11 protein-coding genes are annotated in these 12,001 nt (G+C 71.0%); 4 read left to right on the top strand and 7 right to left on the bottom strand.

Annotated elements, in window-relative coordinates:
- The first annotated feature begins 54 nt into the window (after nt 1–54).
- A complete protein-coding gene (locus AS97_RS19885; protein WP_125759780.1) occupies nt 55–1,440 on the top strand; it encodes a cystathionine beta-synthase in 1,386 nt (461 codons plus the stop codon).
- Nucleotides 1,441–1,721: 281 nt separating this feature from the next.
- Here the strand turns inward: AS97_RS19885 and AS97_RS19880 are convergent, their stop codons facing one another.
- A complete protein-coding gene (locus tag AS97_RS19880; RefSeq protein WP_125759781.1) occupies nt 1,722–2,159 on the bottom strand; it encodes a hypothetical protein in 438 nt (145 codons plus the stop codon).
- A 192-nt stretch (nt 2,160–2,351) separates the two neighbouring features.
- Entirely contained in the window at nt 2,352–3,578 is a 1,227-nt protein-coding gene (locus tag AS97_RS19875) for an RNA-guided endonuclease TnpB family protein (RefSeq protein ID WP_210565385.1), read from the bottom strand.
- Between the two features lie 29 nt (nt 3,579–3,607).
- On the opposite strand from AS97_RS19875, the gene AS97_RS19870 reads away from it, so the two are divergent.
- A complete protein-coding gene (locus AS97_RS19870) occupies nt 3,608–3,766 on the top strand; it encodes an Arc family DNA-binding protein (RefSeq protein ID WP_210565384.1) in 159 nt (52 codons plus the stop codon).
- An 84-nt stretch (nt 3,767–3,850) separates the two neighbouring features.
- Complete coding sequence (locus tag AS97_RS19865) at nt 3,851–5,230, top strand: acyl-CoA synthetase (RefSeq protein WP_059145157.1); 1,380 nt, start codon at nt 3,851–3,853, stop codon at nt 5,228–5,230.
- A 50-nt stretch (nt 5,231–5,280) separates the two neighbouring features.
- Here the strand turns inward: AS97_RS19865 and AS97_RS19860 are convergent, their stop codons facing one another.
- The 5 genes from AS97_RS19860 to AS97_RS19840 are packed head-to-tail and all read right to left on the bottom strand — an operon-like array spanning nt 5,281 to nt 10,297.
- A complete protein-coding gene (locus tag AS97_RS19860) occupies nt 5,281–6,765 on the bottom strand; it encodes a cytosine permease (protein WP_247204432.1) in 1,485 nt (494 codons plus the stop codon).
- 16 nt (nt 6,766–6,781) lie between these two features.
- A complete protein-coding gene (locus AS97_RS19855; RefSeq protein ID WP_059145156.1) occupies nt 6,782–7,720 on the bottom strand; it encodes an ABC transporter substrate-binding protein in 939 nt (312 codons plus the stop codon).
- 36 nt (nt 7,721–7,756) lie between these two features.
- Entirely contained in the window at nt 7,757–8,434 is a 678-nt protein-coding gene (locus AS97_RS19850; RefSeq protein ID WP_059145155.1) for an ABC transporter permease, read from the bottom strand.
- Nucleotide 8,435: 1 nt separating this feature from the next.
- Nucleotides 8,436–9,077, bottom strand: a complete 642-nt coding sequence (locus tag AS97_RS19845) for an ABC transporter permease (RefSeq protein WP_059145154.1) — start codon at nt 9,075–9,077, stop codon at nt 8,436–8,438.
- Nucleotides 9,074–10,297, bottom strand: a complete 1,224-nt coding sequence (locus AS97_RS19840) for an ABC transporter ATP-binding protein (RefSeq protein WP_210567244.1) — start codon at nt 10,295–10,297, stop codon at nt 9,074–9,076. Before AS97_RS19840 ends, AS97_RS19845 begins: the two co-directional genes overlap by 4 nt.
- Nucleotides 10,298–10,470: 173 nt before the next feature.
- On the opposite strand from AS97_RS19840, the gene AS97_RS19835 reads away from it, so the two are divergent.
- A complete protein-coding gene (locus tag AS97_RS19835) occupies nt 10,471–11,985 on the top strand; it encodes an aromatic amino acid ammonia-lyase (RefSeq protein WP_247204431.1) in 1,515 nt (504 codons plus the stop codon).
- The last annotated feature ends 16 nt before the right edge of the window (nt 11,986–12,001 follow it).

The following is a 12,001-nucleotide window of genomic DNA, read 5'->3' as shown; positions in this document are numbered from 1 at the left end:
GCGATGGCGGCCGCCCCGACGCGGAGATCCCGCGGAACCGGACCAGGAGCAGGTGTGCAGTACTACGAATCGATGATTGAGCTGGTCGGCAACACCCCGCTGGTGAAGCTCAACACGGTGACCGAGGGCATCCGGGCAACCGTCCTGGCCAAGGTCGAATACTTCAATCCCGGCGGCTCGGTGAAGGACCGGATCGCCGTCCGGATGATCGAGGCAGCCGAGCGCTCCGGTGAGCTCAAGCCGGGCGGCACCATCGTCGAGCCGACGTCCGGCAACACGGGCGTGGGCCTCGCGATGGTCGCCCAGCGCAAGGGCTACAAGTGCATCTTCGTCTGCCCGGACAAGGTGTCCACGGACAAGATCAACGTGCTGCGGGCCTACGGCGCCGAGGTGGTGGTCTGCCCCACCGCCGTGGACCCCGAGCACCCCGACTCGTACTACAACGTCTCCGACCGGCTGGTCCGCGAGACGCCGGGGGCCTGGAAGCCCGACCAGTACAGCAACCCGAACAACCCGCTCTCCCACTACGAGTCCACCGGCCCCGAGCTGTGGGAACAGACGGAGGGGAAGATCACCCACTTCGTCGCGGGCGTCGGCACCGGCGGCACGATCTCGGGCACCGGCCGCTACCTGAAGGAGGCCAGCGAGGGGCGGGTCCAGGTGATCGGCGCCGACCCCGAGGGCTCGGTCTACTCCGGCGGCTCCGGCCGCCCGTATCTGATCGAGGGCGTCGGTGAGGACTTCTGGCCGACCGCCTACGACCAGACCGTCGCGGACGAGATCGTCGCGGTCTCCGACAAGGACGCCTTCCAGATGACGCGGCGGCTGGCCAAGGAGGAGGGGCTGCTGGTCGGCGGCTCCTGCGGAATGGCGGTCGTGGGCGCGCTGAGGGTCGCCGAGCGGCTCGGCCCGGACGATGTGGTGGTCGTGCTGCTGCCCGACAGCGGCCGTGGCTATCTGTCCAAGATCTTCAACGATGAGTGGATGGCCGACTACGGCTTCCTGGAGGAGGACGGCCCCTCGGTGCGCGTCGGCGACGTCCTTCAGGGCAAGCAGGGCGGACTGCCCTCGCTGGTCCATATGCACCCGGACGAGACGGTGGGCGAGGCCATCGACGTCCTGCGGGAGTACGGCGTCTCGCAGATGCCGATCGTGAAGCCGGGCGCCGGGCACCCGGATGTGATGGCCGCCGAGGTCATCGGTTCGGTGGTGGAACGCGAACTGCTGGACGCCCTGTTCGCCCGCCGCGCGGAGCTGACCGACCCGCTGGAGAAGCACATGAGCCCGCCGCTGCCGCACGTCGGCTCCGGCGAGCCGGTCGAGGACCTGATGGCGGTGCTGGGCACGGCGGACGCGGCGATCGTGCTGGTGGAGGGGAAGCCGAAGGGCGTGGTGAGCCGGCAGGACCTGCTGGCGTACCTGGCCAACGGGCCGAAGTGAGGGCCCGTAAGGGTCCCGACTCCCCCTTCGGGCAAGTGGTACGAACGTGTCACGCGCCCGCAGCACAGGGTTAACACAGCTCCGGCAGATTAGTGGGTGTCGGAAGGACGACACCGACACCCAGGATGAGGCGACAGGACCTCCGGAGCGGCTCCCGGACCTCCATGGTCGCCTGGACGCGGAAGTCCGGCCCTGACCCGGCCCGCGTCCCCCGCGGGGACCGCCGTCGTCCCGCCCTCGGTGCCCAGCACCGGGGTGCGGCGGTCCCCGCGCAGACTTCTCTAGTCCCTGCTCTGTTCGGGCTTATGACCTCGGCGAAGCCAGGAGAAGGCCCCCAAGGCATGAACGGCGTTGACGCCGAAGATTCCGGCCCAGGTGATCAGCAGACCGGGCAGGCCCTCGTTCACGACGCCGATGGCCGACAGCGGGATGGCCAGCACCAGGGAGACCCCGACGAAGGCGAAGCGCTCGCCGACGCCCAGGCCGTGGGCCTGGTCCGCGGGCGCGCCGGTGGCGTACGGGCGGCTGCCGCGGGCCGTCGCCATCTGCTGTTCGGCGAGCTGACGGCGGACATGGCGGTCCGCCGTATCGTTGAAGCGCTGCTCGACCTTCTCCATGAAGGAGTCGACCAGCTCCGACTCGTACTCCGCACCCAGCTCCTTACGGGTCTGCAGAGCCGCGTCGAGTTCCTTTTTCAGATCCGGGTCACGGGCGTCCATGCTGAGGAACGGTACTGTCGCGGGGACGCTTTGTCGGTAGGGCTAGCCCCCGAAACCAGCTCCCCAGAAGACGCGCGGCCCAAAGGCACCCCTGGTGCCCCGGCCCGCTGTGGCTGTGCTGGTGGTTGCTCGCGTGGAAGGAGTCAGTTCCTTGACGTCCTCCCCCTCCTGAAGGTGTGGGGGATTCCTGGCTCAGGCTGCCTCCTGGAGCAGCGCTCCAGGAGGTCTTACGCCCTCAACACCAGCCGGGATGAGACCAGCCCGGACCAGCATCACATGTGCGGAGTTCTTGTCCCTGGGGGAGATGGCTCCGCACGCGGTGCAGGTGTAGGTACGTTCCGAAAGAGGAAGTGCGTGCTTGGTTCTCGCTCCGCACGATGCGCAGTCCATGGTGGTGTGCGCGGGGTGCACGAGGCGGATATCGCGCCCGTGCTTGCGGCCTATCTCGATCAGGGTCGTCTTGGTGGCGCTGATCGCCGCGTCGGTCGCTTTGCGGGCCATGGTGGTTTTGGCGAGGAACTTCGGACGGAAGTCCTCCACGGCGATGGTGTCGTGGTCGCGGACAACCTTCTTCGCCCACTTGCGCGCGGTGTCCTGCCGCTGGCGGGCGACCTTCTTGTGCATTTTCGCGGCCTGCCGCTGCGCCTCGCGGTAGCCCCTGGACGCGGCCTGCCCACGAGCGGGCTTCCGGCGGCCCATCATCCGCTGATAGCGGGCGAGGCGCTGTGCCGCGATCTTCCCGTGCTGGACGTGCGGAAGGTCGTGGTCGTCAGACGTGGTAGTGGCGGTCTCCTTGACGCCCCAGTCCACGCCGATCACTCGACCGGTGACCGGGAGCGGCCGCGTCTCGGCGGCAACGACGAACGAGGCGTACCAGTGCCCGAGGCTGTCCCGGTACACCCGTACCGAGGACGGTGCAGACGGCAAATCCCGCGACCACACCACCGTCACAACGATGCCGCCCGCCAAGTGCAGACGGCCGTCCTTCAGCCGGCAGCCCCGGGTGGTGTAGTTCAGGGTCGGCAACGCCTCCCGCTTCTTCTTCGGCCGGGGCATGCCTGCACGCTGCCAGACCGGCAGTCGCTTCTCGATGTCCTTGAGCGCCTTGGAGCGGGCCTTGGCGAAGTCCCGGATGGTCTGCTGCTGCGGCACCGAGGCGCCCTCGCGAAGCCACGGCGTCTTGGTGCGGGCCTCGGTCAGCATCTTGTCCAGTTGCGCCGGACCGCAGGTCTGCTTGTTCTCGGGGTGCTGCCGGTTGTGTACGTGTACCTGGCGGGACTTGGCCACGCACTCGTTCCACACCCACCGACACCGGTCCCACTCGGCCCGCAGCGCCGTGCGGGCGGTCGACGACACTCGAAGCCGGTAAGTGTACCGGGCGTGCCCGGCATCCCCCAAACTCCTCCGCAGTGTCGCCATGACACCATTCTGCCACTACGCTCGGGTTTGTGGACCATGAAGTACGCATCACGCTCCGCCTACCCGCCGACCTTCACGCGTGGTTGGTCGCCGAGGCCAAGCGCGCCCACAGGTCCCTCAACTCCGAGATCCTGCACCGGCTCGAGGCCGGGCGCGGCGACATCTCGGCAGACAAGGAATCGCCCTGACAGCGATTCGCCTTTCCTTACCCTGTTCCGCAGGGGTTCGATTCCTCCCCGGCCTGAAGGCCGGGGCATCCTCGGAGGTATCCGGTGACCGCACCTCTCCTCACGTCCCTCGCCGCGCCCGGCGGCGACCGCCCCGACGCGCTGAGCGTCGGCGGCCGCTCCCTCTCGCGCGAGGAACTGCTCGGTGCCGCGGGCGCGGTGGCGGCCCGTATCGCCGGTGCGCCGGTCGTCGCGGTCCGGGCGACCGCGACCCCGGAGACGGTGGTCGCGGTGGTCGGCGCGCTGCTGGCCGGAGTGCCGGTGGTGCCCGTACCGCCGGACTCCGGCCCGGCCGAGCGCGACCACATACTCCGGGACTCCGGCGCCACCCTGCTGCTCACCGGGGAGGCCATGGAGGCCCCGATCGAGACCGTCCCGGTGGACCCGGCCGAGCGGGCCGCGTGGACGAAGCCGGAGCCGGACGCCGAGTCCACGGCGTTCATCCTCTACACCTCGGGCACCACGGGGGCGCCCAAGGGCGCGCTGATCTCCCGGCGGGCGGTGGCCGCCGACTTGGACGGACTCGCCGCGGCCTGGGCCTGGACGGCGGAGGACACCTTGGTCCACGGGCTGCCGCTGTTCCATGTGCACGGCCTGGTGCTGGGCGTCCTGGGCGCGCTGCGGACGGGCAGCCGCCTCGTCCACACCGGCAAGCCGACCCCGGCGGCGTACGCGGCCGCGGGCGGCAGCCTCTACTTCGGGGTGCCCACGGTCTGGAACCGGATCGTCCAGGACCCGGACTCCGCCCGCGCCCTGGCCTCCGCCCGGCTGCTGGTCTCCGGCAGCGCCCCGCTGCCCGCCCCGGTCTTCCGCGACCTCGAGCGGCTCACCGGCCAGCGCCCCATCGAGCGCTACGGCATGACCGAGAGCCTCATCACGATCAGCACCCGGGCCGACGGCGAGCGCCGCCCCGGCTATGTTGGCACCCCGCTGGCGGGCATCCGCACCCGGATCGCCGCCGAGGAGGGCGCCGAGATCGGTGAACTCCAGCTCACCGGCCCCACCCTCTTCGACGGCTATCTGAACCGGCCCGAGGCCACGGCCGGTTCGTACACCGAGGACGGCTGGTTCCGCACGGGCGACATCGCCGCCGTCGACCCGGACGGCTTCCACCGCATCGTGGGCCGCGCCTCCACCGACATGATCAAGTCCGGCGGCTACCGCATCGGCGCGGGCGAGGTCGAGAACGCCCTCCTGGACCACCCCGCCGTCCGCGAGGCCGCCGTCGTCGGCGCCCCGCACGAGGATCTGGGCCAGGAGATCGTCGCCTACGTCGTCGCCGATGGCATCGGCGAACGGGAGCTGATCGACTTCGTCGCCACCCAGCTCTCCGTCCACAAGCGCCCCCGCAAGGTCCGCTTCCTGGACGCCCTGCCCCGCAACGCCATGGGCAAGCCCCAGAAGAAACTCCTGCCCCCGGCCTGATCCGGCCCCAGGCTCCCGGGGGCCTTGCTGTCACCCGGGTGGCTCTGCCGTCACCCGGGCTCGGTGGCGTACGGCCGGTCGGGGGACGGCTCCGGGGCGAGGACCATGTGGTCGGGGACGTGGGCGGTGTCGCGGTGGGCCAGGAGCCAGTAGAGGGCGGCGGGGATGGCGAGGCCGACGAGCCAGGAGATGTCCGCGCCGCCTAGCGGGGCGACGAGGGGGCCGGTGTAGAAGTGCGTTGACAGGAAGGGGAGTTGGGCCAGGACGCCTACGGCGTAGGTGGACAGGGCCTTCCAGCGCCAGGCGCCGTAGCGGCCGCCCGGGTCGCTGAGGGCGGGGATGTCGTAGCGCTCCTTGGCGATGGCGTAGTAGTCGACGAGGTTGATCGCGCTCCACGGGGTGAAGAAGGTCAGCAGGAACAGCAGGAAGTCCTTGAAGGAGGACAGGAAGCTGTCCTTGCCGAGCAGCGCGACCGCCGTGCCCGCGACCATGATCCCGGCGATGTAGGCGGCCCGGCCGCGCGGGGAGAGGGTGGCGTTGCCGCGGAAGCCGCTGATGCTGGTCACCATCGACATGAAGCCGCCGTAGGTGTTCAGGACGTTGATCGTCAGCTTGCCGAGGGCGATGACGAAGTAGAGCAGTGAGGTGATCACGGCCGCGCCGCCGCCGAGGCCGACGATGTAGGAGACCTCGTTGCCGACGAAGGCGTGGCCGGCCGCGGCGGCCGCGAGGGCGCCGAAGGTCATGGACCACTGCGAGCCGAGGACGGTGCCGGCCAGGGTCCAGGAGAAGGTGGCCTTGGGAGAGGTGGTGCGCGGCAGGTAGCGGGAGTAGTCGGCGACGTACGGGCCGAAGGCGAGCTGCCAGGAGGCGGACAGCGATACCGCGAGGAGGAAGAGCGGGAAGTCGAAGGTCCGGTCGTGGAGCAGGGTGGCCAGGTCGGTGCGGTCCAGCAGCCGGATGCCCAGGTAGACGAAGGCCAGGGCGCAGACCACGCCGGCGATCCGGCCCAGGGTGTGGATCAGGCGGTAGCCCACGGCGGCCGCCACGCCGGTGACGAGGGCGAAGAGGATGATCCCGGTGGTGTCGCCGAGATGGGTGAGTTCGCCGACCGCCTGGCCCGCCAGCACGCTGCCGCTGGCGAAGAATCCCACGTACATGACGATGACCAGCAGCAGCGGGACGATCGCGCCCCGGACCCCGAACTGGGCCCGGGAGGAGATCATCTGGGGGAGGCCGAGCCGGGGGCCCTGCGCCGAGTGGAGCGCCATGACGGCTCCGCCGAGCAGGTTGCCGAGCAGCAGGGCGATGATCGACCAGAAGGCGCCCGCGCCGAAGACGACGGCCAGCGCGCCGGTGACGACGGCGGTGATCTGGAGGTTCGCGCCGAGCCACAGGGTGAACTGGCTGAAGGCGGTGCCATGGCGCTCCGCGTCGGGGACGACGTCGATCGAGCGTTTCTCGACGAGCGAGTCGCGGGAGTCGCGGGAGTCGAGGGCGTCGTGGGATGCGCGGGAGGCGGGGGATTCGGACATAAGAGTGCTCCTGCCGCTATTTCTTGGTGAGGCCGTTCTTGGCGGCCCAGTCGGCGGCGACCCGGTCCGGGTCCTTCTTGTCGTTGCTCACCAGCTTGTTGAGCCGGGCCAGTTCCTGGGTGGTGAGGGCGCCGCCCAGGCGGGCCAGGGCCTTGCGGACCTTGGTGTCGGCCTTGGCGGAGCGGACGACGGGCACGATGTGCTGGGCGGGGATGAGGGCCTTGGGGTCGGCGAGGATCACCCAGCCGTTGGCCTCGATGTCGGGGTCGGTGGAGAAGAGGTTGGCGACGTCGACATCGCCCTTCTTCAACGCGCCCTTGACCAGGGGGCCGGAGGCGTCGAGGGCCTTGAACTCCTTGAAGGTCACGCCGTAGCGGTCCTTGAGGCCCACCAGGCCGACCACCCGCTTCTTGTCCTCGGCCGGGCCGCCGAAGACCAGTTCGCCGTTCTGTCCGGCGAGGTCGGCGAAGCTGCGCAGACCGTGCTTCTGCGCGGTCTCATGGGTGACGCAGAAGACGTCCTTGTCCTCGGCGGCCGCGTACGACAGGGCCTCCAGGCCGCTGGGGAGGGCGACGGTGAGGGCGTTCTGGAGGTCGCCGGCCTCGGTCTGGGGGGCCTTGTCGTCGAAGTGGAGCAGCAGATTGCCCTGGTACTCGGGGAGCAGATCGATATCGCCCTGCTGGAGGGCGGGGATGACGATCTCGCGGGAGCCGAGGTTGGGCCGCACGCTCGTCTTGATGCCCGCGCCCTTCAGCGCCTCGGCGTAGAGATAGCCCAGCAGCTGGTTCTCGGTGAAGTTGGCGGTGCCGATGACCAGGCCGCCCAGGCTGCTGCCGCCGCCCGAGCCACCGCTTCCGCCGTCGCCCTTGAGCGAGGTGACGCCGCCGCTACAGGCGGCCAGCGCGGGCATGGAGGCGCCGGCGAGCAGGCCGCCGAGCAGTTTCCTGCGGTTCATGGGTGCTCTCCTCGGATCCGGAGTGAGTCGGTGACGTCAGTGCGCGTGGGCGCGCGGGGGGCGGTTGCGGAACAGCAGGCGCTGCACTCCGGCCAGCGCCAGGTCCAGGGCGATGGCCAGCACGGCGACCAGCACCGCCCCACCCAGCACCTGCACCAGATCGCGCTGGGCGAGCCCGTCGAAGACGTAGCGGCCGAGCCCGCCGAAGCTGACGTACGCGGCGATGGTGGCGGTGGCGACGACCTGGACGCAGGCCAGCCGCAGCCCGGTCATGATCAGCGGGAGCGCGAGGGGCAGTTCGACCTGGAACAGCACCTGGTACCAGCGCATGCCCTGGCCCCGCGCCGCGTCCCGGACCTCGGGGTCGACGGCGGCCATGCCCGCGTACGTATTGGTGACGATCACCGGGACCGCGAGGGCGACCAGCGAGATGTACACCGGCCACATGCTCAGCCCGCTGGCCAGGAAGACCAGGGTGACCAGGCCGACGGTGGGCAGCGCCCGCCCGAAGCCGGAGAGGTTGATGGCGAGGAACGCGCCACGTCCGGTGTGGCCGATGAGCAGCCCGACCGGGAGGGCGATGGCGGCGGCGACCAGGGTGGCCAGCAGGGAGTACTGGAGGTGTTCCAGGAGGCGGGTCGCGATGCCGTCGGTCCCGGACCACTGGGAGCCGCTGGTCAGCCAGCGGAGGAGGTCCTTGAGCAGTTCGATCATGTCAGGCACGCCTCCTCAGCCACGGGGTGCACAGCCACTGGATGGTGACCAGCACGGCGTCCGCGACCAGCGCGAGCAGCAGGGACAGGAGGACCCCGGCCACGACGGGGGTGGGGTAGTTGCGCTGGAAGCCGTCGGTGAACAGCTGGCCGAGACCGCCGTACCCGATGTAGCTGGCCACGCTGACCAGGGATATCGCCATCACCGTGGCGACCCGTACGCCCGCCATGATCACCGGGAAGGCGAGCGGCAGCTCGACGGTGAGCAGGGTGCGCAGCGGACGGGCGCCCATCGCGGTGGACGCCTCGCGGACCTTGGTGGGAACGCTGTCGAGCCCCTCGACGGTGTTCCGGAGCAGCACGACCAGCGTGTAGATGGTCAGGCCGGTGATGGCGGTGGTGCGGGTGAGGCCGGTGATCGGCAGCAGCAGGACGAAGATCGCGATGGACGGGATCGTGAACAGGATGTTCGAGAGCCCGAGGAGGAGTCCGCGCAGGGCCCGCACCCGGTGGGCGATGACGGCCAGCGGCAGCGCGATCAGCAGGCCGAAGAGGACGGCGGGGACGGCGGTGGAGAGGTGGTCGAGGGTGAGCGTGACCAGGTCGCTTTGGTGATCGGGGAACCAGCCCCAGTCGACGGTCATGCGGTCACGCTCGGGTCGGAGACCGGGGTGTCGTCGGAGCCCGCGGAGCCCTGGGTGCCCTCGTCGTCGGCTTCGCCACGCGTCTCGGCGGCCTGGGAGGCTTCGTCGGACGTGGCGCGTTCCTCGCCATCAGCCTCGGCGGCTTCCGTGGCGTTCTTGAGGGCCGCCGCGCGGCCCGCCTCCGCGTGGCGGCGCCCCGCGAACTCGTGTATCCGCTCGCGCCCGGTGACCCCGGTCAGGACGCCGTCGGCGTCCACCCGGGCCACCAGGCCGGCGGGGGAGGCCAGCGACTCGTCCAGGGCGGTGAGCAGCGAATCGCCGTCCCGCAGCGACCGCACCGGCAGCAGCGGCGCCCGGTCGCCCTCCGGCCCCTCGGTGTCGCGCCAGCCCAGCGGCTCACCGCGCTCGGAGGTGACCAGCCGCCAGCGGTCCCCATCGGCCGGGACGGGCTCCTGCGGCAGGTCCCCGAGGGTGGACAGGGAGAGCAGCTTCAGCCCGCGCTCGGCGCCCAGGAAGCCCGCCACGAAGTCGTCGGCGGGGCTCGCCAGCAGCTCGGCGGGGGGTGCGCACTGGACGAGATGGCCGCCGGTGCGGAAGATCGCGATGCGGTCGCCGAGCCGTACCGCCTCGTCGATGTCATGGGTGACGAAGACGACCGTTTTGCGCAGCTCGCTCTGCAGCCGCAGCAGCTCGTTCTGGAGCTGGGTCCGTACGACCGGGTCGACCGCGCCGAACGGCTCGTCCATCAGCAGCACCGGCGGATCGGCGGCCAGCGCGCGGGCGACCCCGACGCGCTGCTGCTGACCGCCCGAGAGCTGGTGCGGATAGCGCTTGCCGGAGTCGCCGGGCAGCCCGACCAGCTCCAGCAGCTCGGCCGCGCGGGCCCGCGCCTTGCGGCGGCCCCAGCCCAGCAGCAGCGGGACGGTGGCGATGTTGTCGAGGATCGTACGGTGCGGGAAGAGCCCGGCCTGCTGGATCACATAGCCGATCCCGCGCCGCAGTTCGGCGGCGTCCGCCGCGAGGACATCGCGCCCGGCCACGCTCACCGTGCCGCTGCTCGGCTCGACCATGCGGTTGACCATGCGGAGGGTGGTGGTCTTGCCGCAGCCCGACGAGCCGACAAGAACCGTGATGCCCCCTTCCGGGAGTTCGAGGCTGAGCCGGTCCACGGCTGTGGTGCCGTTCGGGTAGTGCTTACTGACGTCCTTGAAGCTGATCATCCGCTTCCCCTTGCCCTGTCTGCATATAGTCATGCACAGTCATAGTCGAGTGAATAGAAGTCAAGAGGTTTGCGTTAATCACCGGTTACTTCTGCTCGCGATGTGGACGAAGTGCTCTGGCGGCTGGCCCGGAATGGGCGTTTCGAGAGAGGTTGCCCTGGATGTTGTCTCACATGCTGGATGCTGATGCCGCGGCGGCCGAGGGCACAGGCGGCACAGCTCAGCGGATCACACTGGACGGCCGGAGCCTGCGCGTCGTCGATATCGCCCGCTTGGCCGACCGCGTCAGCCGGCCCGCGGCGCCCGACCCGACCGCGCTCGCCCTGGCCGAGCGCGCCTGGGAGACCGCGGATCGGCTGGCCGCCACCGGCCGCGTCTACGGCCGGAGCACCGGCGTGGGCGCCAACCGTACCGAGGACGTCGGCCCGGCCGACTCCGACCACGGGCTGCGGCTGCTGCGCAGCCACGCCGGCGCGATCGGCGCACCGCTGCCCGCGCGCGAGGTGCGCGCCATGATGACCGTCCGCGCCAATCAGCTGCTGGCGGGCGGCGCCGGGCTGCGCCCCGCCATCGTCACGGCGCTCGTCGAGGGGCTCGACAGCGGCGCCCACCCGGTGATCAACGAATACGGCGCGGTCGGCACCGGGGACCTCGCCGCGCTCGCCCAGACCGGTCTCGCGCTCGTCGGCGAGCACCCCTGGGACCTCACCGAGGCCGCCCCGGGCCGTCGCGCCCCCGACCCGATCGTGCTCGACAGCAACGACGCCCTCGCGCTCATCAGCAGCAACGCCCTCACCCTCGGCCAGTCCGCGCTCGCCCTCGCCGAGCTGCGGCGGCTGCTGTCCGCCTCGCTCTCGGTGGCCGCGCTCTCGCTGATCGCGGTCGGCGGGTCGTACGAGGCGTACGCCGAACCCGTGCACGCCGCCCGGCCGCACCCCGGCTCCGTCGAGGCCGCCGCCCGGATGCGCGCCCTGCTCGGCGCCCCGGCCCGGCCCACCCCGCCGCTCGGGCGCATACAGGACCCGTACGGCTTCCGCTGTCTGCCGCAGATCCACGGACCGGCGCTGGACGCGGCGGAGGCGCTGGAGCGGGTGCTGACCGTCGACTTCAACGCGGCCACCGAGAACCCGCTGATCAGCTCCGCCGACGAGGCCGCCTACCACCACGGCAACTTCTACGCCGCGCACGCCGCCCTCGCCCTGGACGCCTTCCGGCTCGCCGCGCTGCAGACCGCCCGGCTCTCCACGGCCCGGCTCGCCGCGCTCAGCGAACCCGACTTCACCCGGCTGCGCCCCTTCCTCGGCGACGCCGCGCCCGCGAGTTCGGGCGTGATGATCCTCGAATACGCGGCGGGGGCGGCCCTCGGCGAGATGCGCGCGGTCTCCCACCCCGCCTCGCTGGGGCATGCCGTGCTCTCCCGCGGTGTCGAGGAACAGGCCAGCTTCGCCTCGCTCGGCGCCCGCCAGACGCTCCGCGTCGCCGACCACTACCGGCTGGTGCTGGGCTGTGAACTCGTCGCGGCCGTACGGGCGTTGCGCCAGCGCGGTCTGGAACCGGACCCGGAGCTCCCGGCCGGTGTCGCCTTCGCCATGGCGTCGGAAGTGCTCGATCCCCGGATGGAGGACCGGCCGTTGACGGAGGATGTGGCGGTGGCCGCGCGCCTGCTCGACCGGCTGGCGGGGGTATGAGGGACGAGGGTACGAG

Source organism: Streptomyces sp. AgN23, assembly GCF_001598115.1.
GTDB classification, from domain to species: domain Bacteria; phylum Actinomycetota; class Actinomycetes; order Streptomycetales; family Streptomycetaceae; genus Streptomyces; species Streptomyces antimycoticus.
Note: the sequence above shows the minus strand (reverse complement) of the source record. Positions and strands in the feature narration are given on the sequence as shown.

What these genes read in the sequence shown, in the direction of transcription:
- AS97_RS19880 (WP_125759781.1), bottom strand. Translation starts at nt 2,159, where the DNA reads ATGGACGCCCGTGACCCGGATCTGAAAAAGGAACTCGACGCGGCTCTG.
- AS97_RS19875 (WP_210565385.1), bottom strand. Translation starts at nt 3,578, where the DNA reads ATGGCGACACTGCGGAGGAGTTTGGGGGATGCCGGGCACGCCCGGTAC.
- AS97_RS19860 (WP_247204432.1), bottom strand. Translation starts at nt 6,765, where the DNA reads ATGTCCGAATCCCCCGCCTCCCGCGCATCCCACGACGCCCTCGACTCC.
- AS97_RS19855 (WP_059145156.1), bottom strand. Translation starts at nt 7,720, where the DNA reads ATGAACCGCAGGAAACTGCTCGGCGGCCTGCTCGCCGGCGCCTCCATG.
- AS97_RS19850 (WP_059145155.1), bottom strand. Translation starts at nt 8,434, where the DNA reads ATGATCGAACTGCTCAAGGACCTCCTCCGCTGGCTGACCAGCGGCTCC.
- AS97_RS19845 (WP_059145154.1), bottom strand. Translation starts at nt 9,077, where the DNA reads ATGACCGTCGACTGGGGCTGGTTCCCCGATCACCAAAGCGACCTGGTC.
- AS97_RS19840 (WP_210567244.1), bottom strand. Translation starts at nt 10,297, where the DNA reads ATGATCAGCTTCAAGGACGTCAGTAAGCACTACCCGAACGGCACCACA.
- AS97_RS19835 (WP_247204431.1), top strand. Translation starts at nt 10,471, where the DNA reads ATGCTGGATGCTGATGCCGCGGCGGCCGAGGGCACAGGCGGCACAGCT.